The 23,306-nt window shown below is 73.8% G+C and carries 18 protein-coding genes; 3 read left to right on the plus strand and 15 right to left on the minus strand.

Features of this window, described 5'->3' with window-relative positions:
• Window positions 1–184 precede the first annotated feature (184 nt).
• Window positions 185–1,453 (minus strand): adenosylmethionine--8-amino-7-oxononanoate transaminase, encoded by a 1,269-nt coding sequence (locus DMP15_RS20045; protein WP_161152359.1) that lies wholly within the window; start codon window positions 1,451–1,453, stop codon window positions 185–187.
• Window positions 1,454–1,563: 110 nt separating this feature from the next.
• Here DMP15_RS20045 and DMP15_RS20050 point away from each other — a divergent pair, with 110 nt between their 5' ends.
• Window positions 1,564–2,499 (plus strand): PaaX family transcriptional regulator, encoded by a 936-nt coding sequence (locus DMP15_RS20050; RefSeq protein WP_073573906.1) that lies wholly within the window; start codon window positions 1,564–1,566, stop codon window positions 2,497–2,499.
• A gap of 145 nt (window positions 2,500–2,644) precedes the next feature.
• Here the strand turns inward: DMP15_RS20050 and dnaE are convergent, their stop codons facing one another.
• Window positions 2,645–6,193, minus strand: coding sequence for a DNA polymerase III subunit alpha (gene dnaE, locus DMP15_RS20055; protein WP_161152357.1), 3,549 nt, complete (start codon window positions 6,191–6,193; stop codon window positions 2,645–2,647).
• A 344-nt stretch (window positions 6,194–6,537) separates the two neighbouring features.
• Between dnaE and DMP15_RS20060 the strand changes: the two genes are divergently transcribed.
• The gene (locus tag DMP15_RS20060; protein WP_161152358.1) at window positions 6,538–7,164 is read left to right on the plus strand and encodes an HAD-IA family hydrolase; all 627 of its coding nucleotides are present in this window, start codon (window positions 6,538–6,540) and stop codon (window positions 7,162–7,164) included.
• A 466-nt stretch (window positions 7,165–7,630) separates the two neighbouring features.
• Here DMP15_RS20060 and DMP15_RS20065 read toward each other — a convergent pair whose 3' ends face one another.
• From DMP15_RS20065 to DMP15_RS20085, 5 genes are read right to left on the minus strand one after another with little or no spacing between them, the layout of a single operon-like run.
• Window positions 7,631–8,353, minus strand: a complete 723-nt coding sequence (locus DMP15_RS20065) for a hypothetical protein (protein WP_083658015.1) — start codon at window positions 8,351–8,353, stop codon at window positions 7,631–7,633.
• A gap of 5 nt (window positions 8,354–8,358) precedes the next feature.
• Window positions 8,359–9,270 (minus strand): RluA family pseudouridine synthase, encoded by a 912-nt coding sequence (locus DMP15_RS20070; protein ID WP_062404557.1) that lies wholly within the window; start codon window positions 9,268–9,270, stop codon window positions 8,359–8,361.
• Between the two features lie 10 nt (window positions 9,271–9,280).
• Window positions 9,281–9,829, minus strand: a complete 549-nt coding sequence (gene lspA / locus DMP15_RS20075; RefSeq protein ID WP_073573910.1) for a signal peptidase II — start codon at window positions 9,827–9,829, stop codon at window positions 9,281–9,283.
• A gap of 43 nt (window positions 9,830–9,872) precedes the next feature.
• On the minus strand, window positions 9,873–11,351 hold the full coding sequence (locus tag DMP15_RS20080) for a potassium/proton antiporter (protein ID WP_073573911.1): 1,479 nt from the start codon (window positions 11,349–11,351) through the stop codon (window positions 9,873–9,875).
• A gap of 28 nt (window positions 11,352–11,379) precedes the next feature.
• Window positions 11,380–12,189 (minus strand): class I SAM-dependent methyltransferase, encoded by an 810-nt coding sequence (locus DMP15_RS20085; protein ID WP_179760353.1) that lies wholly within the window; start codon window positions 12,187–12,189, stop codon window positions 11,380–11,382.
• Window positions 12,190–12,466: 277 nt separating this feature from the next.
• Here DMP15_RS20085 and DMP15_RS20090 point away from each other — a divergent pair, with 277 nt between their 5' ends.
• On the plus strand, window positions 12,467–12,856 hold the full coding sequence (locus DMP15_RS20090) for a hypothetical protein (protein ID WP_073573913.1): 390 nt from the start codon (window positions 12,467–12,469) through the stop codon (window positions 12,854–12,856).
• A gap of 23 nt (window positions 12,857–12,879) precedes the next feature.
• Here the strand turns inward: DMP15_RS20090 and ileS are convergent, their stop codons facing one another.
• From ileS to ftsZ, 8 genes are all read right to left on the minus strand, one after another.
• Window positions 12,880–16,065: an isoleucine--tRNA ligase gene (gene ileS / locus DMP15_RS20095; protein ID WP_337826294.1), complete on the minus strand. Its 3,186-nt coding sequence runs from the start codon at window positions 16,063–16,065 to the stop codon at window positions 12,880–12,882.
• Window positions 16,066–16,331: 266 nt separating this feature from the next.
• Window positions 16,332–17,888, minus strand: coding sequence for a hypothetical protein (locus tag DMP15_RS20100; protein WP_337826295.1), 1,557 nt, complete (start codon window positions 17,886–17,888; stop codon window positions 16,332–16,334).
• Window positions 17,889–17,976: 88 nt separating this feature from the next.
• Complete coding sequence (gene wag31, locus DMP15_RS20105) at window positions 17,977–18,831, minus strand: DivIVA-like cell division protein Wag31 (RefSeq protein ID WP_073573917.1); 855 nt, start codon at window positions 18,829–18,831, stop codon at window positions 17,977–17,979.
• Window positions 18,832–18,878: 47 nt separating this feature from the next.
• A complete protein-coding gene (locus DMP15_RS20110; protein ID WP_373324230.1) occupies window positions 18,879–19,175 on the minus strand; it encodes a YggT family protein in 297 nt (98 codons plus the stop codon).
• A 3-nt stretch (window positions 19,176–19,178) separates the two neighbouring features.
• The gene (locus tag DMP15_RS20115; RefSeq protein WP_073573918.1) at window positions 19,179–19,928 is read right to left on the minus strand and encodes a cell division protein SepF; all 750 of its coding nucleotides are present in this window, start codon (window positions 19,926–19,928) and stop codon (window positions 19,179–19,181) included.
• Between the two features lie 128 nt (window positions 19,929–20,056).
• Window positions 20,057–20,815 carry a YggS family pyridoxal phosphate-dependent enzyme gene (locus tag DMP15_RS20120; RefSeq protein ID WP_073573919.1) on the minus strand — a complete coding sequence of 253 codons (759 nt, stop codon included), beginning with the start codon at window positions 20,813–20,815 and terminating at the stop codon, window positions 20,057–20,059.
• A gap of 64 nt (window positions 20,816–20,879) precedes the next feature.
• Window positions 20,880–21,662, minus strand: a complete 783-nt coding sequence (pgeF, locus tag DMP15_RS20125; protein WP_253069186.1) for a peptidoglycan editing factor PgeF — start codon at window positions 21,660–21,662, stop codon at window positions 20,880–20,882.
• 5 nt (window positions 21,663–21,667) lie between these two features.
• Window positions 21,668–23,095: a cell division protein FtsZ gene (gene ftsZ, locus DMP15_RS20130; protein ID WP_337826296.1), complete on the minus strand. Its 1,428-nt coding sequence runs from the start codon at window positions 23,093–23,095 to the stop codon at window positions 21,668–21,670.
• Window positions 23,096–23,306 lie beyond the last annotated feature (211 nt).

Below are 23,306 nucleotides of genomic sequence, written 5' to 3' on the forward strand. Positions count from 1 at the left end.
GCCGGCCGGACGAATGCGATCGGCCGACACCGTTTCACCCCGACCACGGAAACGGATCATGATGAGAGCGCTTCTCATCGTTTCGGACGTCCACGACGAAACGCCCGGTCAGCGCCGTTCACCTCTGCGTAACGTGAGGTGGAACACACCGAAGTCCACCGGATCGGTGGTCCGGATCACGGTCTCAGCGCTGGTCCCGCTGCCCGGCAAGGGCTGCGGCCCGCATCCCGGCGGCGATCAGCGCCACGTCGTCGCGGGTGCTGACGAACGGCGGCATCGCGTAGACGAGGTTGCGGAAGGGCCGTAGCCAGACCCCGGCGAGCACCGCGGCGGCGGTCGCGGCGGCGACGTCGACCTCCTCGGCCATCTCGACGACACCGATCGCGCCCAGGATCCGGACCTCCCGCACGCCCGGCAGCGACCGGGCGGGGGCCAGCCCGGCGCGTAGCCCGGCGGCGACCTCCTTCACCTCGCGCCGCCAGTCACGTTCGAGCAGCAGCGACACCGAGGCGTGGGCGACGGCGGCGGCGAGCGGGTTGCCCATGAACGTCGGCCCGTGCATGAGCACGCCGGCCTCGCCGTCGGTGATGCCGCGGGCCACCCGGGTGCTGCACAGGGTCGCGGCCATCGTCAGGTAGCCGCCGGTCAGCGCCTTGCCGACGCACATCACGTCCGGGGCGACGGCGGCATGGTCGGCCGCGAACAGCTCGCCGGTGCGGCCGAAGCCGGTGGCGATCTCGTCGAACACGAGCAGCACGTCGTGGGCGTGGCACAGCTCGCGCAGCACGTGCAGGTAGCGGGGGTCGTGGAAGCGCATCCCCCCGGCGCCCTGCACCACCGGCTCGACGACGACCGCGGCCAGCTCGTCGGCGTGGGTCTCGACGAGCTCGGCGAGGTGGGCGACGTAGTCGTGGGTGAAGTCCTCCGGCGGGGCGTCGGCGAACACCTGCTGCGGGAGGACGTCGGACCACAGCGAGTGCATGCCGCCGTCGGGGTCGCAGACGCTCATCGCGCCGAAGGTGTCGCCGTGGTAGCCGCGCCGCCACGTCATCAGCCGGTGCTTGCCGGGCCGGCCGCGGGACCGCCAGTACTGCAGGCACATCTTGATGGCGACCTCGACCGACACCGAACCGGAGTCGGCCAGGAACACGTGCTCCAGCCCCTCCGGGCTGACGTCCACGAGCAGCCGGGCCAGGTCGACGGCCGGGCCGTGGGTCAGGCCGCCGAACATCACATGGCTCATCCGGCCGAGCTGGTCGCGCACCGCCGCGTCGAGCCGCGGGTGACGGTAGCCGTGGATGGCCGACCACCACGACGACATCCCGTCGACGAGCTCACGGCCGTCGGGCAGCCTCAGCCGCACCCCCTGCGCGGACTCCACGACGATCGGCGCCCGGGTCGCCGGCATCGGCGCGTAGGGGTGCCAGACGTGGTCCCGGTCGGTGGCGAGCAGTGCCCCCGTGTCGAGCGGGGATCCGGAGAGGGTCGGGTCCGGGACACGCCCGGGGCCTGCGGTGGTCACGGACGCCCACGTTAGTGCCGACCCTCTACGCTGGCCCGACCATGGCCACGCCCGACTCCGTGTACGAGCCGGAGGGGCCCGACGGGTCGGCCCTGCGCCGTCGCGAGCTCGGGCAGACCTCCGCACGATCGTTGCTGCTCACCGTGCTGGGCGAGTTCGTCCTCCCGGCCGGGGAACCGGTCTGGACCCGGGCCCTGCTCGACGTGCTCGGAGCGCTCGGGGTGGAGGCCAAGTCGGCCCGCCAGGCGCTGGCCCGCACCGCGGGCGAGGGTCTGCTGACCTCCGACCGCGACGGCCGCCGGGTCCGCTGGTCGCTCACCCCCGCCGGGTCGGAGCTGCTGTCCGACGGCGCCGCCCGCATCTACGGCTTCGGCCGTCCGACGACCGGCTGGGACGGCCGCTGGCTGGTCCTGCTCGCCTCGGTCCCGGAATCCCGCCGACGCCTGCGCCACCGGCTGCGCACCCGGCTGGCCTGGGCCGGGCTGGGCTCCCCCGCCCCCGGGGTGTGGGTCAGCCCCGACCCCGGCAAGGAGGCCCGGGTCGCGGCGGTGCTCGACGAGCTCGACCTCGCCGGGTCCGGGTACTCCTTCGTCGGGCACTACGGCGGCATCGGCCGCGCCGACGACATCGTGGCCCAGGCCTGGGACCTCGACGTCGTGGAACGGGCCTACTCGGAGTTCCTCGACGAGTTCGGCCCCCACCTCGACCCGGCCTCCGACGCGTCCTCCGCAGCCGCCGCCACCTCGGCCCCGGGCGCCGCCGGGCCCGCCGCCCACGACGGCGGCGACGTCCTCGCCCGCCAGGTCCGCCTGGTCCACGCCTGGCGACGGTTCCCGTTCCTGGACCCCGAGCTGCCCGCCGAGCTGCTGCCCGAGCAGTGGGCCGGGTCCCGCGCGGCGGAGCTGTTCACCACGCTGCACGAGCGCTGGGACGCCCCCGCCCGCGCAGCCTGGGCCGACCTGGCCCGCCGGGCCTGAGCCCTGCCCACCGCGACACCCCGCCACACCCGGGCCACCCGTCGCGCGCCGGCGGCACGGACCGGTCGGCGCCGCACCCACAACCGTTGCCCGGCGCCCACACCCGTGGCAACGGGTGTGGACGCCCGGGGAGGGGTGTGGGCGGTCAGCCGCCGAGGCAGCCGGGGCCGAGCAGGGCCTTCAGGTCCCCCATCAGCGCCGAGGTGTGCATGACCTTGAGCGAGTCATCCAGCCGCAGGGCCGTCATCTTCGTGCCGTAGACCAGGGTCAGGTGCACCTCGGAGGTACCGGGGTGGTGGGTCAGCACCTCCTTGAGCTTCGCGACGCGCTCGGGGGTGCACTGGTCGGTGCGCAGGCTGACCCGGATCGGCAGCCCGGCCTCGCCGGTGGCCAGCTCGGGCACCGCGAGGTCGTTCGCGATCAGCGAGACGCGGTCGTCGCGCTTGTTGACCCGCGCCTTGACCAGCACGATCGCGTCCTCGGCGACGTCGACGCCGACCACCTGGTACGCCCGCGGGAAGAACAGCACCTCGATGCCGCCGGCGAGGTCCTCGATCTGCGCCGACGCCCACGGCTCGCCGTTCTTGTTCACCCGGCGGTTGACGTTGGCGAGGATGCCGCCGACGGTGACCTGCGCACCCTCGGCGACCGAGCCCTCGACGATGTCGGCGATCGAGGTGTCGGACTTCGCGGCGAGCGCCTGCTCGAGGCCCTGCAACGGGTGCCCGGACACGTAGAGGCCGAGCATCTCCCGCTCGACGGCGAGCTTGTGCTTGGTGTCCCACTCCTCGTCGGGCACCTTCACGTCGAAGATGCCACCGAGACCGCCGTCGTCGCCCTCGCCCGGGCCGTCCAGCGACCCGAACAGGTCGAACTGGCCCAGCGAGGCGGCCTTCTTGGTGCTCATCACCGCGTCGATGGCGTCGGCGTGCACGAGCAGCAGGCCCTTGCGGGAGTGGCCGAGCGAGTCGAACGCGCCCGCCTTGATCAGCGACTCGACGACCTTCTTGTTGCAGACGACCGCGTCGACCTTGCGCAGGAAGTCGGAGAAGTCGACGAAGTTCCCCTTCTCCCGCCGCGCGGCGACGATCGCGTCGACGACGTTGTGCCCGACGTTGCGGATGCCGCCGAGGCCGAAGCGGATGTCGTCGCCGACCGGCGCGAAGTTGCGCACCGAGTCGTTGACGTCGGGCGGGAGGACCGTGATGCCCATCCGGCGGCACTCCGCCAGGTAGACCGCGGCCTTGTCCTTGTCGTCGCGCACCGAGGTGAGCACGCCGGCCATGTACTCGGCCGGGTAGTTCGCCTTGAGGTAGGCCGTCCAGTAGGACACCACGCCGTAGGCGGCGGAGTGGGCGCGGTTGAAGGCGTAGTCGGAGAACGGGAGCAGGATGTCCCAGAGAGTCTTGACGGCGTCGGCGGAGTAGCCGTTGTCCTTCATGCCCTGGGCGAAGCCGGCGTACTCCTTGTCCAGGATCTCCTTCTTCTTCTTGCCCATCGCGCGGCGGAGCAGGTCCGCCTGGCCGAGCGTGTAGCCCGCCAGCACCTGCGCGATGGACATGACCTGTTCCTGGTACACGATCAGGCCGAAGGTCTCACCGAGGACGTCCTTGAGCGGCTCGGCCAGCTCCGGGTGGATCGGCGTGATCTCCTGCCGGCCGTTCTTGCGGTCGGCGTAGTCGTTGTGCGCGTTCGCCCCCATCGGGCCCGGGCGGTACAGCGCGCCGACCGCGGAGATGTGCTCGAACTCGCTGGGCGCCATGCGGCGCAGCAGATCCCGCATCGGGCCGCCGTCGAGCTGGAACACACCCAGGGTGTCCCCGCGGGAGAGCAGCTCGTAGGTCTTGCGGTCGTCGAGCTCGACCTCGTCCAGGTCGACGGCGGGCTTGCCGTTGAGCTCGATGTTCTCCAGGGCGTCGTCGAGGATGGTGAGGTTGCGCAGCCCCAGGAAGTCCATCTTCAGCAGGCCGATGGTCTCGCAGACGCCCATGTCGAACTGCGTGATGATCGCGCCGTCGGACTCGCGGCGCTGGATCGGGATCACGTCGATGAGCGGCGTCGAGGACATGATCACGCCCGCGGCGTGCACGCCCCACTGCCGCTTCAGTCCCTCGAGGCCCCGCGCGGTGTCGACGATCTCCTTGACCTGCGGGTCCGCCTCGTAGAGGGCGCGGACCTCGGTCGCCTCGGAGTACCGCTTGTGCGACGGGTCGAAGATGCCCGACAGCGGGATGTCCTTGCCCATCACCGCGGGCGGCATGGCCTTGGAGATGCGGTCGGCGACGGAGTAGCCGGGCTGGCCGAACAGCACCCGCGCCGAGTCCTTGATCGCGGCCTTCGCCTTGATCGTCGAGTAGGTGATGATCTGCGCGATCCGGTCCTCGCCGTACTTCTCGGTGACGTAGCGGATCATCTCGCCGCGCCGCCGCTCGTCGAAGTCCATGTCGATGTCGGGCATCGACACACGGTCCGGGTTCAGGAACCGCTCGAAGATCAGCTTGTGCCGGATCGGGTCGAGGTCGGTGATGCCCAGGACGTAGGCGACCAGCGAGCCCGCCGCCGAGCCACGGCCGGGGCCGCAGCGGATGCCGACCGACTTGGCGTGCTGGATGAGGTCCGCGGTCACCAGGAAGTAGCCGGGGTAGCCCATCTTGATGATGACGCCGACCTCGTAGTTGGCCTGCTGCCGGTACTTCTCGGTGACGCCGTCGGGGAACCGCATGTGCAGTCCCCGCTCGACCTCCTTGATCAGCCAGGACTCCTCGGTCTCCCCCTCGGGGACGGGCGCCTTGGGCTGGAGGTCCTGGCCGGTGGTGAAGTCGATGTTGCAGCGCTCGGCGACGAGCAGCGTGTTGTCGCAGGCCTCGGGGTGGATCGGGTCCCAGAGCTGGCGCATCTCGGCGGCGGACTTGAGGTAGAAGTCCTGCGCGTCGAACTTGAACCGGTTCGGGTCCGCGAGGGTCTTGCCGGTCTGGACGCAGAGGAGCACCTCGTGCGCCTTGGTGTCGTCGGGGTAGGTGTAGTGCAGGTCGTTCGTCGCGAGGCCGGGCAGGTCGAGCTTGTCCTTGAGCCGGAACAGGTCCTCCTGGACCCGCTTCTCGATCTCGATGCCGTGGTCCATCAGCTCCAGGAAGAAGTTGTCCTTCCCGAAGATGTCGCGGTAGTCGCTCGCGGCCTGGCAGGCGGCGTCGAAGTCGTGCTGCTGGAGCAGGCGCGCGACCTCGCCGGACGGGCAGCCCGTCGTCGCGATCAGGCCCTTGCCGTACTTCTCCAGCAGCTCGCGGTCCATACGCGGCTTGTAGTAGTAGCCCTCGAGGCTGGCCAGCGAGGAGAGCCGGAAGAGGTTGTGCATCCCCTCCGTGTTCTCCGCGAGCAGCGTCATGTGGGTGTACATGAGGTCGGGGTTGTTCTCGCTGCCGTTGCCCAGCGCGGTGCGCTTGCGCTCGTGCCGCGACCCGGGCGCGAGGTAGCCCTCCATGCCGATGATCGGCTTGACGTCGTGCGCCTTCGCCTTGCGCCAGAACTCGAAGGCGCCGTAGACGTTGCCGTGGTCGGTCATCGCGATGGCCGGCATCTCGTGCTTGGCGGCCTCGGAGAACAGGTCGTCGAGCCGGGCGGCACCGTCCAGCATCGAGAACTCGGTGTGCGTGTGCAGATGAACGAAGGAGCGACTCCCGGATCCGGCACTGCCCATGTGTGTCCCGCGCTCCTCTCCCGCGCCGCTGGGACGGCGCGGACCTCCGCTGGTGCGCACGCCCGTCGGGGCGGACGTGCCGACACCGGGCCGGCGGCGCGGACGGGCAGGGACATCGGCGCCGGTGCGCGGACCTGGCGGGGCCCGCTCGCCGGAGCCGGTGGACCCTGCGGGTCCGGACCGACCGGATCGGTGAGGGGCCCAGCGTAACGGTGGGGTCCGACGGTTTCGGCGACGGCGGCCGGGCACGATCGGGCTCCGCGTGTCGGGCCTGCTCACCCCCTGTCCACCCCGGACGACGGCGTGTCGCGGACGGTCCGGCGGCGGGTTAGGGTCGGGCCACGATGCCCACCGCCCCCGAGCCGACGACACCGCCGACCACGGTGGTGTTCGACCTCGGTGAGGTGCTGGTGCCGTCCGTGGGCCTGGAGCGCCGGCTGGCCGGGGTGTTCGCCGTACCCGAACCCGTGCTGCGCGAGGCGTACTGGCGCCACCGCGCCCGGCACGACCTGGGCGACCCGCCGGACCGCTACTGGACCGCCGTCTGCGCCGACCTGGGCCTGGCACCCGAGCGCGCCCGGATGGACGCCGCCGAGCGGGTGGACGTCACGTTCTGGTCGACACTGCCGCCGTCGTCGTCGATGCTGATCGCCGACCTCGCGCGGGCCCGGGTGCGCCTCGCCGTGCTGTCCAACGCGCCGCGCGGGCTGGCCTCCGCGGTGCGCGCCGCGGCCTGGAGCAGCCCGTTCGACCGGTTGCTGTTCTCCGCCGACGTGGGCGCCGCGAAACCGTCGCAGGACATCTTCCGGCGCGCCGACGTCGAGTTCGGCACCGCACCGGAGCAGGTGCTGTTCTTCGACGACCGCGTCGACAACGTCCGCGCCGCGTCCGCGCACGGCTGGGACGCCCACCGATGGGAGGGCGCCGCCCGGGCCGTGCGGGTGCTGCGCGAGCGCGGGGTGCTGGGCTGACCGGTCCCCCGGGACCCGGCGCCGGCGACCGCCGTGCACTGCGGCCAGGGGATCCGCGGACCCCGGGCACCGTCGGGCTCATGATCGCCACGCGTGCAGCGATCGGTGCCCCATCCGGCACCGATCACTTCCATCACGGCGATCATGGCCGGGCTGCCGGGCCGGGACCGGAGCAGCGACCCCGTGATCGACGTCTGTGCAGCGATCGGTGCCACGTCCGGCACCGATCGGCTCGGTCGTGCTGATCATGGGCGGGCAGCCGGGGCGACCGTGGCCGCGCGGCCGGACGGGCCCGGGCCCGGGCGGGTGGAAGCCCGGGGGGTGCCCGGAGGCCGGGGGCCGGCCGGAGACCGCGAGGCCGGACGAGGTCCGCGGCCGGCCGGGGCCCGGGTCGGACGAGGACCCGGGCCTGACGAGGGCCAGGACCTGACGAGGGCCGGGAACGCGGCCCGGGGACGAGCGCGGCTCAGGGGACGGGACCGTCGTCGGGCGGCGGGCTCGCGGTGGTGGTCTGCTCGGGCAGCAGCGGCGACAGCGCGAGTTCCGGTGCGCTGGTCCCGGCCGGCGCGGCTTGCACGCCGCGCACGCCCGGGCGCGCGGCGAGCGCCTCGAGCCCGGCCCGGTCGGCGGTCACGACCAGCGCGACCACGCAGGCGCAGCCCGGGTCGGCGAGCGCGCGTCGCTCGGCGGCGGCCACGGCGGCCCGCCGGGTCAGTGCCGCGCGGGCCTCCGGGGTGGCCGCTCCCCCACCGTCGCGGGTGGCGCGGTCGGCGTCGGCCTCGGCGGCGTAGGCGGCCCGCTCCCGGGCGACGCCGAGCGCGGCCGACGGGTCCCCGGTGCCGGTGACCGGCTCGAACCGCAGCGCGGTCTGCACCCGGTCGAACGGCACCCGGAACACCGCGGTCGTGGTCGTCGTCCCGGAGCCCGCGGCCGCGGCGTCGGACGGGGCCAGCGGGCGGGTGAACTGCACGAGCGCGGGCACGGACACCCCCGGTGCGGGCAGCGTCGCGGGCAGCCCGGCGAGGTAGCCGGCGACGTCCTGGCCGGGGTCGGGACCCAGCCGCACCGACCCCGTCGCCGCCGGGGGCCCGGCCGACGGCCCGGACCCGGCGGCCCAGACGGCGCCGAGGAACACCACCGCCATGACCGCGGCGATCCACGCGAGCGCGCGGGTGCTCAGCCCCCTCACGCCGCTCAGTCCCGCAGGACGTCCAGCGCCGCGTCGAGGTCGGCCGGGTAGGGGCTGGTGAACTCGACGTGCCGACCGTCGGCGGGGTGGGCGAACCCGAGCGTGCGGGCGTGCAGCCACTGCCGGGACAGCCCGACCCGCTTGGCCAGCGTCGGGTCGGCGCCGTAGGTGATGTCGCCGACGCAGGGGTGGCGGAGTGCGGAGAAGTGCACCCGGATCTGGTGGGTGCGCCCGGTCTCCAGGTGCACGTCGAGCAGGCTCGCCGAACGGAACGCCTCGATGGTGTCGTAGTGGGTGACGCTGGGCTTGCCGCTCTGCATCACCGCGAACCGGTAGTCGTGGCGCGGGTGCCGGTCGATCGGGGCGTCGATCGTGCCCGACGACGGGTCCGGGTGCCCCTGCACGACGGCGTGGTAGCGCTTGTCGACGGTGCGTTCCTTGAAGGCCCGCTTGAGCTCGGTGTAGGCGTGCTCGGAGGTGGCGACGACCATCACCCCGGTGGTGCCGACGTCGAGCCGGTGCACGATGCCCTGCCGCTCGGCGGCGCCGGAGGTGGACAGCCGGAACCCGAGCGCGGCGAGCCCGCCGGTCACGGTCGGCCCGGTCCAGCCCGGGGAGGCGTGCGCGGCCACCCCGACCGGCTTGTCGACGACGACGATGTCGTCGTCGGAGTGCAGCACCGTCAGGCCCGCGACGACCTCCGCCGGACCCTCGATGACCGCGGGCGCCGGGGCGTCGGGCAGCTCGACCTCCAGCCAGGACCCGCCGGGCAGCCGGTCGGACTTGCCGGCCTCGCGGCCGTCGACCGAGATCCGGCCGGACTCGGCCAGGGTCGCGACGACGGTCCGGGACAGGCCCAGCAGCCGGGACAGCCCGGCGTCGATCCGCATGCCGTCCAGCCCGTCGGGCACCGGCATGCTGCGTACCTCACCCACGTTCGCGGCTCCCGTCGATCTCGATGCCGCGCACGGCCATCAGCACCAGCAGGATGCCGCCGCACACGATGCCGGTGTCGGCGATGTTGAACACGGGGAAGACGCTCCCGTCCGGGGAGAAGAAGGCCAGCATGTCCACGACGTGCCCGCGCATCGGCCCGGGCGCGCGGAAGAACCGGTCGACCAGGTTGCCCAGCGCACCGCCGAGGACCAGGCCGAGGCCGATCGCCCAGCCGGTCGAGGCGAGCCGCCGCGCGATCCGGATGATCACGCCGACGACGACCACGGCGACGATCGTCAGCACCCAGGTGTAGCCGGTGGCCATGGACCAGGCGGCGCCCGGGTTGCGCAGCAGCGTGAGGTAGAAGAACCCGTCGATCACGGTGACCGGCCGCTGCCCCTCCAGCGTGGCGACGGCGGCGATCTTGGTGACGAGGTCGAGCGCCAGCCACACCGCGGCGATGCCCGCCAGCAGCGCCACACCGCGCCGTCGTACGGCGGGGTCGATCGGCGCGGTGGGGGGTGGGGGGTCGGCACTCACACCCGTGATTATGCGGGTCGCCCCGACACCGCCGACCGGCCGGTCAGCCGGCCCGCCCGCTCGGCCGGCCCCGGCCCTCGTGCCAGCGGACCAGTTTGCCGCCGCGGTCGACGTCGCGGATCCGCCGCTCGGTGTCCTCCCGGTTCTCCCGGGTGCTGACGACGAGGAACTGGTCCCCCTCGCGCAGCCGGGTGTCCCCGCCCGGGGAGAACGCCTCGGCGTCGCGTACGACCAGGCTGACCGTGGCCCCGCGGGGCAGCCGCAGCTCGCGCAGGTAGACGCCGTGCAGCCGGGACCCGGGGGGCACCTTCACCTGCAGGAGTTCGGCGTCGACCTCGTCGAGCGGGGCGGCGTCGACCTCGACGCCGCGGGTGTCGGTGCGCGAGACCACCCCGAGCAGCCGCGCCACCCAGGGCAGGCTGGTGCCCTGGACCAGGGTGAGCAGCACGACCAGCACGAACACGACGTCGACCAGCCGTTGGTTCTGGCCGCCGCCCTCGGTGACCGCGACGAGGGCGAGCACGATCGGCACGGCTCCGCGCAGCCCCGCCCAGGACAGGAACGCCTGTTCGCGCCAGGGCACCCGGAACGGCAGTGCGGCGGCGGCCACCGACAGCGGCCGCGCGGCGAGCAGGACGACCGCCGCGCAGATCAGCGCGGGCACCACGGCGGCGGGCAGCCGCTCGGGCACCGCGTACAGGCCGAGCAGCACGAACAGCCCGATCTGGGCGATCCACCCGGTGCCCTCGGCGAAGGAGACGACGCCGCTGCGGTGCGGCAGCCGGGAGTTGCCCAGCACCAGCGCGGCGCAGTAGGTGGCGAGCAACCCCGAGGCGTGCACACCCTGCCCGGCGGCGAAAGCCAGCAGGCAGGACGCGATCGCCGCGAGCGGGTACAGGCCGGTCGACGGCAGCGCGGCGCGGCGCAGCGCCCAGGCCGCGCCCAGCCCGAGCAGCACACCGACGACGGCGCCCGCGACGAGCTCGTAGACGACCAGCAGCGGCGTCGTCCAGCTGATGGCCTCGGTCCCGGCCAGGACGACGACGGCGATCACCACCGGCGCGTCGTTCATCCCGGACTCGAGCTCCAGGGTCCCGGCGAGCCGTTGCGGGACGGCGACCCCGCGCAGCACGGAGAACACCGCTGCGGCGTCGGTGGAGGACAGCACCGCGCCCCACAGCAGCGCGGTGCGCCACTCCAGGTCGAGCAGCAGGTGCAGCAGCCCGCCCGCGACGGCGATCGACACCAGCACCGACAGCGTCGACAGCAGCAGCCCGAGCCCGAGCGCGGGCCGCACCGCCGACCAGCGGGTGGTGAGCCCGCCCTCGGTGAGGATCAGCACGAGCGCGGTGAGGCCGAGGGACTCGGTGAGGCCGGTGTCGTCGAACCGGATGCCCAGCACGGACTCGCCGAGCAGCACGCCGATGCCCAGGTAGAGCAGCAGCGACGGCAGGCCGAGCCGCACCGAGACGCGCACCGCGAGCACGCCGAGCAGCAGCACCCCCGCGGAGATGCCGAGCATCAGTTCCAGACTCACCGGGGCCCCCCGCTCAGGGCGACCAGGTCAGGGTGACGGCGTCGGTGCGCCGCGGCGGGAGGTCCACCAGCGCGGCGGCGACCTCCTCGACGCGGTCGGCGGGCAGGCAGAGCCGACGGGTGACCCAGGCGGCGTCGTGCGGCAGGCGGGCCGCACGGGTCCAGGTCAGGACCTCCGGCGCGACGCCCTGCTGTTCGCGCAGCACCGCGACGGCGTCGTCGTGGGTCGCCGACGGCGGCCGGACCACGTCGTGGAAGCGCTCCCACAGCGGGTCCAGCCAGGCCAGCGGGTGCTCGGTCAGCATCTCGACCACGACGCCGCCGATCCCGCCGCGGGTGCGGACGGCGCCGGTCAGCGCGGCGAGGAACGGGGGCAGGTCGACGACGTTGTGCAGCACGTGGTGGCAGACGACGACGTCGTGCCGCCCGGCGTCCCCGGCCGCGTCGGGCCAGCTGCCGTGCACGGTGCCGTGGGGCAGGCCCCGGGCGCGAGCCGCCGCGGCGAACACCGCCAGCATGTCGGCCTGCCGGTCGACGCCGACCACCCGCGCCACCGGCGACGGCTCGGGCCACGCCGCTCCGAACACGGCGTCCCCGCCCCCGCAGCCGACGTCGAGCACCGACGCCCCGGCGCAGGTCCACGCGGCGGCACGCTCGGCGATCGCCCGCGCCGCCCGGTGCGACGGCGTGTCGGCCGGCTCCGCGGGCGGGGTGAAGTCGGCGGGGTCGTGGGTCCACGGGTCGGCGGGGGCGTACCGGAGGACGTGGTCGGGGATCCCGCGGCCGAGCTGGCGTTCCCGCCACCGTTCCGCCGCGTCACCCATGAGGTGAGGATAGGGCCCGGTGGTTCTGTGGAGTTCCGGCCGGTCCCGGTCGGCCGGACAGGCCGTCCCCGTGCACCATCGACCCCGCCCACCCCGGTGGTGGCTGCCGCTCACCGTCCTCGTCGTGGTCTCCCGACCGCGCTGGTGCTGTGGGCGCAGCGCGAACCGCTGCCGTCGCCGGCCGAGGGCGCGGCGCTGCCGGTCGAGGCGGCGACGGGCCGGGAGCACTCCGGCGGCACCGCCGACTGCCCGGTCCTGGACGGTCCTCGGCTGCCGGATGCACGACGACGAGGACCGCCACGGTTGGCGCACCGTGCGCGTCGACGGGACGTGGGTGGAGGGCTACCGCGGGCGCACCCCGCAGGAGGTCGTGCGGACCCGCTGGGACGTCCCGGTGTCCGCCGACGGCGTCGCGGAGCTGGACGTGGTCGTCCCCGGCCCCGGCCCGACCGGGACCGACACGTCGGCCGGGGTCCTGATGTCCGCCGTGCGCGACCCGCTGCGCGCTGCGGGCCAGGACGCGGTGCTCCTGTCCCCGCGCTGCCCGCCGGTGCCCGAGGGCGCGACGGTCGCGTGCCGGATCGACGGGGTCCCGGCGACCGTCGAGGTCACCCCGGTCTCCGGCGCCGACCACCGCGTCCGTCTCACGGTGGCACCCCGCCCCTGAGCGGTGGTCGGCGCCGGTACCGGTCAGGCCCGGGCGACCGCGGCCGACAGCGTGACCGACGCGCCGTCGGGGCCGACGACCTGCCCGCTCGACCCGCCGTCCCCGGCGGCGCCGTAGGCGACCGAGGTCGCCAGCACCTCCCCGGCGACGAACGCCTCGTGGGTCCGGACGGCGTCGAGCACCGCGTCCGGCCCGTCGAGGGTCAGCGCGATCCGGTCGGACACGTCCAGACCCGCGTCACGGCGGGCCTGCTGCACGACGCGCACGACGTCGCGGGCGGTGCCCTCCGCGGCCAGCTCCGGCGTCACCGTGGTGTCGAGGACGACGAGCCCCGCGTTCCCGGGCAGGGCCTGGGTCCGCTCCGGGTCGGCGGCGACGAGCTTCTCGGTGAACTCGCCCGGCTGCAGCGCGATCCCCGCGGCCACGACGGTGTCGCCCTCCTGGGACCATTCCCCCGCCTTGACCGCGCGGATGCAGGTCTGGACGTCCTTGCCCAGGCGCGGTCCGGCGACCCGGGCGTTGACGGCGATCTCGAACCGGCCGTGCGTGGCGACGTCGTCGGTCAGCTCGACCGAGCGGACGTTGACCTCGTCGGCGAGCAGCCCGGTGAAGTCCTCCAGCGCCGTGGCGTCGCTCGCGGCGACGGTCAGCGCGGGCAGCGGCTGGCGCACCCGCACCTTCGCGGACTTGCGCAGCGACAGCGCCGCGCTCGCGACCTGCCGGATCCGGTCCATCCCGGCGACGAGGTCGGCGTCGTGCGGCAGCCCGGCTCCGGCCTCGCGCTGCGAGACCGACGGGTCGGACCCGGCGGGCCAGTCGGTGAGGTGCACCGACCGCTCCCCCGTGAGACCGCGCCAGATGGCCTCGGTGGTCAGCGGCAGCAGCGGCGCCGCGACCCGGCAGGTCACCTCCAGCACGGTGTGCAGGGTGTCGACGGCGTCCTGCCGCACGGCCGCGTCCCCGGACCAGAACCGCTCCCGGGACCGCCGGACGTACCAGTTGGTGAGGGTCTCGGCGTGGTCGCGGATGCGGTCGCAGGCCCCGGCGATGTCGTAGGCGTCCATCGCCGCGGTGACGCCGTCGACGAGGTCGGCGGTCTTGGCCAGCACGTACCGGTCGAGGACGTGCGGGCTGTCGGTGCGGAACGTGCCGCGCTCCCCGCCGGCGTAGAGCGACAGGAAGTACCAGGTGTTCCACAGCGGCAGGATCGCCTGGCGGACGCCCTCGCGGATGCCCTGCTCGGTGACGACGAGGTTGCCGCCGCGCAGGATCGGGCTCGCCATGAGGAACCACCGCATGGCGTCGCTGCCGTCGCGGTCGAATACCTCGTTGACGTCGGGATAGTTCTTGCGCGACTTGGACATCTTCGCGCCGTCGTCGCCCAGGACGATGCCGTGCGCGACGCAGTTGCGGAACGCGGGCCGGTCGAACAGGGCGGTGGCCAGCACGTGCAGCGTGTAGAACCAGCCGCGGGTCTGGCCGTTGTACTCGACGATGAAGTCGCCCGGGTAGTGGTGCTCGAACCAGTCGCGGTTCTCGAACGGGTAGTGGACCTGCGCGAACGGCATCGAGCCGGACTCGAACCAGCAGTCGAGCACCTCCGGCACCCGGCGCATGGTCGAGCGCCCGGTCGGGTCGTCCGGGTTGGGCCGGGTCAGCTGGTCGACGTAGGGCCGGTGCAGGTCGGTCGGGCGCACGCCGAAGTCGCGCTCGATCTCGTCGAGCGAGCCGTAGACGTCGGTGCGCGGGTAGCGCGGGTCGTCGGACTGCCACACCGGGATCGGGCTGCCCCAGTAGCGGTTGCGGGAGATGCCCCAGTCGCGGGCGCCCTCGAGCCACTTGCCGAACTGGCCGTCGCGCACGTGCGCGGGCGTCCAGTCGATCTCCTGATTGAGCTCGACCATCCGGTCCCGGAACTGGGTGACGCGCACGAACCAGGAGTCGACGGCGCGCTGGATCAACGCGTTGCCGCAGCGCCAGCAGTGCGGGTACGGGTGGTCGTAGGTCTCGTGGCGCAGCAGGACGCCCTGCGCGTGCGCGTTGCCGTCCTTGAGGTCGCGGATGACCTGCGGGTTCGCGTCGAACACCTGCATGCCGGCGTACGGCGGGACCTCGGTGGTGAACTCGCCGCGGGAGTCGACCGGGTTGACGACCTCGATGCCGGCCGCGTCGGTGACCTCCTTGTCCTCCTCACCGAAGGCGGGGGCGATGTGGACCAGCCCGGTGCCGTCCTCGGTGGTGACGTAGTCCGCGGCGAGCACGCGGTGGGCGTTCTCGCGGCCGGTGAAGAAGTCGAACGGCGGGGTGTAGCTCGCGCCGAGCAGGTCCGACCCCGTCACCCGCGCCAGGACCGGCGGCTCCTCCCCCAGCTCGCGGGCGTACGCGGCGACCCGGGCCTCCGCGAGCAGCCAGCGCTCGGAGTTCGCCTCCACGACCACGTAGTCGACGTCGGGGTGCACGGCCACGGCGAGGTTCGACGGCAGGGTCCACGGAGTGGTCGTCCAGACCAGGGCGAGGGCGCCGTCGGTCTCCGGGCGGTCCGGCGTCGACAGGCGCAGCCCGACGGTGACGGCCGGGTCCTGCCGCTCGGTGTAGACGTCGTCCATCTTGGTCTCGGTGGCGCTCAGCGGCGTCTCGCAGCGCCAGCAGTACCAGAGCACCCGGAAGCCGGAGTAGACGAGACCCTTGTCCCACAGCGACTTGAACGCCCAGAGGACGGACTCCATGTAGTCCAGGTCCAGGGTCTTGTAGTCGTTGTCGAAGTCGACCCAGCGGGCCTGGCGGGTCACGTAGTCGCGCCACTCGCCGGTGTAGCGCAGCACGGACGTACGGCACGCCTCGTTGAACGCGGCGACGCCCATCTCGTCGATCTCGGACTTGTGCTTGATGCCGAGCTGGTTCTCGGTCTCGACCTCGGCGGGCAGGCCGTGGGTGTCCCAGCCGAAGCGGCGCTCGACCCGGTGACCGCGCATGGTGCGGTACCGCGGGACGACGTCCTTGACGTAACCGGTCAGCAGGTGGCCGTAGTGCGGGAGGCCGTTGGCGAAGGGCGGACCGTCGTAGAAGACGTACTCGTCGGCCCCGTTCTCGCCGGCGGGGCGCCGGTCGACCGACGCGCGGAAGGTCTCGTCGGTGTCCCACGACGCGAGCACGTCCTGCTCGAGCGTCGGGAACGACGGGTGCGCCGGGACGTCGGGATAGCCGCTCACGTGTGTCGCTCCTCGTGCGTGCTCTCGCTTCGCACGGGGACGACGACGGCTCTGGAGAGCCGGGCCGCGGTACCACCCCGCTTGCCCGTGCACGGGTGCACGGGCCTCTCTTTCGACGGCGATGACGGGCCGCACCCGTCCGGTTCTACTCCGGCCCGGGGCCGTTTCTTCCGGAGGCTCCCCGGTGATGGCCGGATCGGTGCCTGTGGAACCAGGGTAGCGCGCGGTCGCGCCCCGTTATTCCGTGGGGCGCGCCGCGCTGCTGGTCAGCGGGCCTGGGCGGGGTGGCGGTCGCCGAGGGTCCGGTTCGGTGCGCACCAGCCGCACGGCGTGAACCCGAGCTCGACGGCCTCGCTGACCGGCAGCGGGATCACCGGGCGACCGGTGAGGGCCCGGCAGGTCTGCACGTGGTACCGGGGGTGTTCGTCGATGACGAGCACCTCGTCGGGCAGGCGCGCGGCGAGTGCGGCGAGGGTCGGGTCACGCGGCTCCTCCGGGGAGTCGCCGTCGGTCCCGGTGGGCGCGTCGGCGCCGACGGCGTCGGCCGGGGTGCCGTTCGTGTCCACGCCGGCTCCGGCGGGCGTGCCCGCCGGTGTCCCGGCCCGGTCGTCGTCGGCCGGGGCCCCGGATCCGGCGGCCGCGGCGCCCACGGGGCCAGCGGCGTCGGGAAGGCCTGCGCCGGACGGGCCGCCCGCTCCGACCGGTCCGCCGGGGCTGCCCGCGTCCGGACCGCCGGCTGCGCCCGCGGCGCGGGTCGCCGTGGTGGCGTCGGCCGCTCCGGGGGTGCGGGTCGCAATGGTCGCGTCCGCCGCCCCCGGGACGTGGTCCGCCGTGGTGACGTCCGCCGCTCCCGGAGCGCCGTTCGCGGTGGTCGTGTCTGCCGTTCCCGGGGTACGGGTCGCGGTGGTCGCGTCGGAGGGGCCGGACCGGCCCTCCGGGCTGTCCGGCCGGTCGGATCCGGCGGCGGGCGGGGTGCCCGTGCCGGCACCTCCCGTGCCGTCGGCGCCCGAGCCGGTGCCCGACCCCGAGCCGAAGCCCGGGTCGTCGGCACCGGAACGTGCTGCCGGGTCGGAGCCCGACCCGCCGTCGCGGCCGGCTGCCACGGCACCGGCCGTCCCGGCGGCGACCGCGCCTGCGGCTGCCGCCGTCACGGCCGACGTCGTGCCGGCGGCGCCGGTTCCGGTCGGCCGCGAGTCCGTCGCCCGCGTCGTCGCCTCGGCGGGCGGTTCCGCGGTGCCGGGTTCGCCGGGGCCGGACCGTGCCGGGTCGCCGCCACGACCCGCACCGTCCTCCCCGTCCGGTCCCGCCGGGGCGCCCGCGTGCGACGCGGCCACCCCACTCGGGTCGGCCGCGTCCTCGGCACCGGATTCAGTCACCGTGCGTGACGAAAGTCCACCCGATCGAGATGCGCCGGGCGGTCCCTCCGCAGAGCCGGACGGCCTGACAACCGGCATCTGGATGGTCTGGTCGGTCGCGTTCTGCGCCGCCTCGGGCGTACCCGAGGCCGCGCCGCTGTCCGGCCGGACGACCGGCAGGACCTGCGTCGCGGGCTCCATGTCGGCGCCGTAGCGCGCCTCCATGTCGGCCCGGTCGGCCCGGTCCGGCGCCGCGGGGGCACCGGTGCCACGACCGGAGGCGTCGGCCTCCGCCCGGTCACCGGCCTTCACCGCGGCACGGGTCTGCCACCAGTCGTAGGCGAGCACCAGGCCCGCGATCAGGCTGATGACCACCGATGTCCACGCCAGTGCCACCACGTGCAGGAACCATCCTGCGAGCAGCAGCACCAGCGCGATGACCACGAGGATCAGGACCAGCACCAGCATCGGCGAACTCCGTCGGTCGGCAGCGGCACCTGTCCGCTACCCGGTCGTCGTCGGTCGTCCCCGGCACCTCGGAGGCGCCGTGGGGCGGTCAGCTCCCGGTGTCGGCCCGCTGGCCGTACCCGGAGGCGGCGTACCCGCCGTTCGAGCCCGACCTGGTGGCACCGGTGCCGTCCGACGGGGCAGCCGAACCGCGACCCTCCAGGTCACGCAGCTGCGACTCCAGGTAGGTCTTCAGACGGGTGCGGTACTCCCGCTCGAAGGTCCGGAGCTCGTCGATCTTCTTCTCCAGAACGGACTTGTCGCGCTGGATGGCGCCCATGATCTCGTTCTGCTTGCGCTCGGCCTCACTGACCAGGCCGGACGCCTTCTCGCGCGACTGGCGCTCGAGCGTCTCGGCCCGCGTGCGGGCGTCGTTGAGCATGGTCTCGGCACGCGAGCGCGCGTCGTTGACCAGGCCGTCGGCCTTCGTCCGGGCGTCCGACAGGAGCTGCTCGGACTTGTTCCGGGCGTCCGACAGCATCGTGTCGGCCTCGTTCTTGGCCTCCGCGGTCAGGCGGTCCGCCATCTCCTGGGCGAGGCCCAGGACCTTGGCGGCCTGCACGTGGTGGTCACCGCCGTCGGCATCGGCGGGGCCGGCACCGGCCAGCTGCGGAGCGGGAGCACCCGCACCACGGCCCATCGGCGACGGGGAGGCGGCCAGGGCCTGGGTCTGCGCCGGAGCCGGCTGGCTCCGTGCCTCCTCCAGGTCGGCCTCGGCATCGCCGAGACGCTGCTCCAGCTGCGCGACCTGGTCGCGCAGGTCGTCGTTCTCCCCGATCAGCCGGGCCAGTTCGGCCTCGACCAGATCGAGGAAGGCGTCGACCTCGTCCTCGTTGTAACCCCGCTTCCCGATCGGGGGTTTGCTGAACGCGACGTTATGAACGTCGGCGGGCGTCAGCGGCATCGGATCACCTCATGCGGTCCTCGGCGGCACTCCCGGGTGACTGGGGCTCATCCCAGGAGCTGTGATCTGACGGCGCTCATCGAGATGAACACCACCAGCAACAGAACCATAATCGACAGGTCCAGTCCTACGCCTCCGATACGGACCACAGGGATCACTCTCCGCAGCAACTTGACCGGAGGGTCGGTCACGGTGAAGACGACCTCGAGCGCCACGGCGGGCGCTCCGGCGGGTCGCCACTGGCGCGCGAACGACCGGACCATCTCGACGACGATGCGGGCCGCGAGCAGCAGCCAGAAGAAGAACAGGACGTAATAGATCAGCGTCAGGATCGGGTCGGCCACGACTCAATCCTGTCGGAAAGCTCCGCGCTCGGCGAGCCTCCGCGCGTCGTCCGCGGAGACCTCGACGTCGGCCGGCGTGAGAAGGAACACCCGATCGGTGACCTTGTCGATGCTCCCGCGCAGGGCGAACGCCAGGCCCGCGGCGAAGTCCACCAGGCGTTTCGCTGCCGCGCCGTCCAGATCCGTGAGGTTCATGATGACGGGCACACCGTCGCGGTAGCGCTCACCGATGGTGCGGGCCTCGTTGTAGCTGCGGGGGTGCAGCGTCGTGATCGACGCCGGTCCCGCGGCCGCCCGGTCGCGCTGCTCCGGCACCGGCGCGGGGGCCACGACGGGCTCGTTCCGCTCCTCGCGTGCCGGACCCCGGAGGGTCTCCGGGTCCATCGCCAGCGCCCCGCGGACGGCCGCTCCGGGGCCGCCTCCGAGGGGAGTGGGAAGGTTCCCGCGCTCCGGGACCAGCCCGAGCGTCTCCCGCTCGCCGCGCGGATCCTGCCGCACGGCGCGCGCCGGACGGAGTGCCTCCCGCGCCGGGCGGGCGCCCCATCCGTCCTCGTAGCGGACCGCGGTCTCGTAGCGGTCGCCGTCGTAGGACGCCTGGTCGGCGAACCGACCGGCCCCGGCGGACCAACGGTCACCGCGCGGGCCGGCGTGGTGCTCGTGGCCGCCCCGGTAGTGATCCGGTTCGTCCACATAGTCCATCTCGTCGGCCGGGACCATGCCGAAGTACGCCTTCAGCCGGTACATCGCGCTCATCCGCTGTCCCCTCGCAGTACTGCTCGACTCCGTACGCGTCCCAACCGCACGCGCACCCCGCGTTCTGGCGACGGTCTCGCCGACGGTGCGGTCTCCGCCACCTGCTCAGTACCCACACCCACCAGCGATTACTCGGAGGCTATCCGCCGATCCCCCACAAGGGCCGTACCGACACGCACCACCGTCGATCCGTGACCGATCGCCGACTCCAGGTCCCCGCTCATCCCGGCGGACAGGACCGTCGCCCCGGGGTGCCGCCCGACGGTCTCCCGGTGCGCCTCGGCGATCCGCTCGAACGCCGCATCGGGCTCCCAGCCCAGCGGCGCGACGGCCATCAGCCCGGCCAGTTCCAGCCCCGGCAGCTCCGTGACCAGGTCCGTCAGCTCGACGAGCCCCTCCGGGGCGACGCCGCCGCGGTCGGCGTCGCCGTCGACGCTGTACTGCACGAGCACCGGCAGCGGGCCGCCGCGCTCCCCCGCGTCGCGGGCCTTCGCGACCTCCTTGTCGATCGCGCGGGCCAGCCGGGGCGAGTCGACGGAGTCGATCCGTGTCACCCACGGGAGCACCGTCCGTACCTTGTTCCGCTGCAGCCCGCCGACGAAGAACCAGTCCGGGGAGGCGTCCGGGCGCAGCGCCCGGACCTCGTCCACCTTGGACGCCGCCTCCTGCGCGCGGTTCTCGGCGAAGGCGTCCAGCCCGAGGTCGACCAGCGCGGCCACGTCGGCGGCCGGGATCGTCTTGGTGACGGCGAGCAGCCCGACCTCGGAGGGGTCGCGGCCGGCGGCGCGGCAGGCCTCGGCCACCCGCTCGCGGACGGCGGCCAGTCGGTCGGTCAGTTCGCCGACACGGTCGGCGGTGGGGGTGCGGGGATCGGACACGGCGTCCATCGTTCCCGCCCGCGGGGGCGCCCGCGAGCCCCGCGTGGCGTGGATCGCCGGACCGGGCCGCCGGTCAGCGCGGGTCGAGCCAGGTGATCCCGGCCTGGCGGCCGCAGCGGCCGTCGCGGCGGTGGCTGAACAGGTCCGGGTCCTCGACGGTGCAGCGCGGGTCGGTCGCGACCTTCGTGACGCCGAGGTCGGCGAGGCGGCGGGTGAGCCCGGCGCGCAGGTCCAGGCCGGCGGTGCCGGTGCGGGTGGTGGACGCGCTGCCCGGCAGCGCGGCGTCGACCTCGGCGCGCATGGCCGGGGGCACCTCGTAGCAGCGGCCGCAGACCGACGGCCCGAGCAGGACCTCCAGCCGTGCGGGCTGCGCGCCCAGTGCGGTCATCTCGGTCACGACGGCGTCGACGACGCCCGCGGCCGCGCCGACGCGGCCCGCGTGGGCGGCCCCGACGACGCCGGCGACCGGGTCGCCGAGCAGCACCGGTACGCAGTCGGCCGCGAGCACCGCGATGCCGAGCAGCGGCACGTCGGTGACGACGGCGTCGACGTCGGCGATGTCCGGGGCGACACCACCGGTGCCGGGGCGGGCCCGCGGGGGCTCGCGCAGCACGGCGACGTCGCGGCCGTGGACCTGGTTCAGGAACACCAGTCCGGACAGGCCGAGCTCACGCACGACGCGAGCCCGGTTCCCGGTCACCGCGGCCGGGTCGTCCCCGACCCCCGACGACAGGTTGAACGAGGTGAACGGGCCCTCGGACCGGCCACCGGCCCGGGTGGTGGTGACCCGGCGGATCCGCGCGCGGCGGGTGCCGTCCGCGCGGGCCGCCGTGGCCGGTGTCGGTGAGTCCGGCACGCGGGTCAGCGCCGCATGAACGGCGGGACGTCCACCTCGTCCTCGACCGGCTCGGCCGGACGCGCCGCGGGGTTCCCGCCGACGGTCCCGTGCTGGGCCGGGGCCGACGTCGGCGAGGCCGGCGCGGACATCGGGCCGCTCGGAACGGCCACGCCGTCGCCGCCGTGGTGCTGGGTGTCGCCCTGGCGCGGGGCCGGGGCGGTGGGCTGCGCGGGCGGCAGCGTCCCGGTGCGCTCGGGGGCGTGCGCCGTGGCGGGCAGGTGCGGCGCCGACGGGGTGGTAGCAGTCGTCGCGGCCCAGCGGGACTGGCCCTGCGGCTGCTGGCCCTGGTGCTGCTGGGTCTGGTGCTGCTGGGTCTGGTGCTGCTGGGTCTGGTGCTGCTGGGTCTGCTCGGCCTGCTGCGGCGGCGCGGCCTGCGGGGCGGGCTCGGCGGACTTCTGGGTGCCGCGGGAGAACACGGCGGGCTCGAGCTTCTTGTGGGTCGGTGTGCCGCCCTCGAAGCCGGCCGCTATCACGGTGACCCGCACCTCGTCACCGAGCGAGTCGTCGATCACGGTGCCGAAGATGATGTTCGCCTCGGGGTGCGCGGCCTCCTGGACCAGCGACGCCGCCTCGTGGATCTCGAACAGACCGAGGTCCGAGCCGCCCGCGATCGACAGCAGCACGCCCTGCGCGCCGTCCATCGACGCCTCGAGCAGCGGCGAGTTGATCGCCTTCTCGGCGGCCTGCACGGCGCGGCCCTCGCCGCGTGCGGACCCTATTCCCATCAGCGCCGACCCGGCCCCGGACATGACCGACTTGACGTCGGCGAAGTCGAGGTTGATCAGTCCGGGGGTGGTGATCAGGTTGGTGATCCCCTGGACACCGGAGAGGAGCACCTCGTCGGCGGAGCGGAAGGCGTCCATCAGCGAGACGCCGACGTCGCCGAGCTGCAGGAGCCGGTCGTTCGGGATGACGATGAGGGTGTCGCACTCGTTGCGGAGCGCCTGGATGCCCTCCTCGGCCTGCCCCGCGCGACGGCGCCCCTCGAAGGTGAACGGGCGGGTGACGACACCGATGGTCAGCGCGCCGAGCTTGCGGGCGATCGAGGCGACGACGGGTGCGCCGCCGGTGCCGGTGCCGCCGCCCTCGCCCGCGGTGACGAAGACCATGTCGGCCCCCTTGAGGACCTCCTCGATCTCCTCGGCGTGGTCCTCGGCGGCCTTGCCCCCGACCTCGGGGTTGGCGCCGGCACCGAGGCCGCGGGTCAGCTCACGACCGATGTCGAGCTTCACGTCGGCGTCGGACATGAGGAGGGCCTGGGCGTCGGTGTTCACCGCGATGAACTCGACGCCCTTGAGGCCGACCTCGATCATCCGGTTGACGGCGTTGACGCCGCCGCCACCGATGCCGACCACCTTGATCACTGCCAGGTAGTTGTGCGGGGGCGTCATGCGCGGCACCTTCCAGTCGCTCGGGGTCCGGGGTTCGGGTGGGTCAAGCTCCGGGTGCCCCGGGCCTTCGGGTGCGCACGCTAAGTGGAGTGCGGTGCCCGGGTCCAGCAGGCGCGCCGCACGACGACAACACCCCGCCCGGGTGGTTCGACCTCGCTGCCGGTGGAAACCCGTACGGTCGTCGTACGGTCACCCGCCGCGACCATCGGGT

The sequence above is a fragment of the Pseudonocardia sp. UM4_GMWB1 genome, assembly GCF_017312155.1.
In the GTDB taxonomy this organism is placed as follows: domain Bacteria; phylum Actinomycetota; class Actinomycetes; order Mycobacteriales; family Pseudonocardiaceae; genus Pseudonocardia; species Pseudonocardia alni.

Coding starts and splice junctions, on each gene's coding strand:
- dnaE (WP_161152357.1), bottom strand. CDS start 6,193: ATGGGCAGTGCCGGATCCGGGAGTCGCTCCTTCGTTCATCTGCACACG.
- DMP15_RS20080 (WP_073573911.1), bottom strand. CDS start 11,351: ATGCTCGGCATCTCCGCGGGGGTGCTGCTGCTCGGCGTGCTCGCGGTG.
- DMP15_RS20070 (WP_062404557.1), bottom strand. CDS start 9,270: ATGCCGGTGCCCGACGGGCTGGACGGCATGCGGATCGACGCCGGGCTG.
- DMP15_RS20100 (WP_337826295.1), bottom strand. CDS start 17,888: ATGCTGGTGCTGGTCCTGATCCTCGTGGTCATCGCGCTGGTGCTGCTG.
- DMP15_RS20120 (WP_073573919.1), bottom strand. CDS start 20,815: ATGGACGCCGTGTCCGATCCCCGCACCCCCACCGCCGACCGTGTCGGC.
- ftsZ (WP_337826296.1), bottom strand. CDS start 23,095: ATGACGCCCCCGCACAACTACCTGGCAGTGATCAAGGTGGTCGGCATC.
- DMP15_RS20050 (WP_073573906.1), top strand. CDS start 1,564: ATGGCCACGCCCGACTCCGTGTACGAGCCGGAGGGGCCCGACGGGTCG.
- DMP15_RS20115 (WP_073573918.1), bottom strand. CDS start 19,928: ATGAGCGCGATGTACCGGCTGAAGGCGTACTTCGGCATGGTCCCGGCC.
- DMP15_RS20060 (WP_161152358.1), top strand. CDS start 6,538: ATGCCCACCGCCCCCGAGCCGACGACACCGCCGACCACGGTGGTGTTC.
- DMP15_RS20085 (WP_179760353.1), bottom strand. CDS start 12,189: ATGGGTGACGCGGCGGAACGGTGGCGGGAACGCCAGCTCGGCCGCGGG.
- wag31 (WP_073573917.1), bottom strand. CDS start 18,831: ATGCCGCTGACGCCCGCCGACGTTCATAACGTCGCGTTCAGCAAACCC.
- DMP15_RS20090 (WP_073573913.1), top strand. CDS start 12,467: ATGCACGACGACGAGGACCGCCACGGTTGGCGCACCGTGCGCGTCGAC.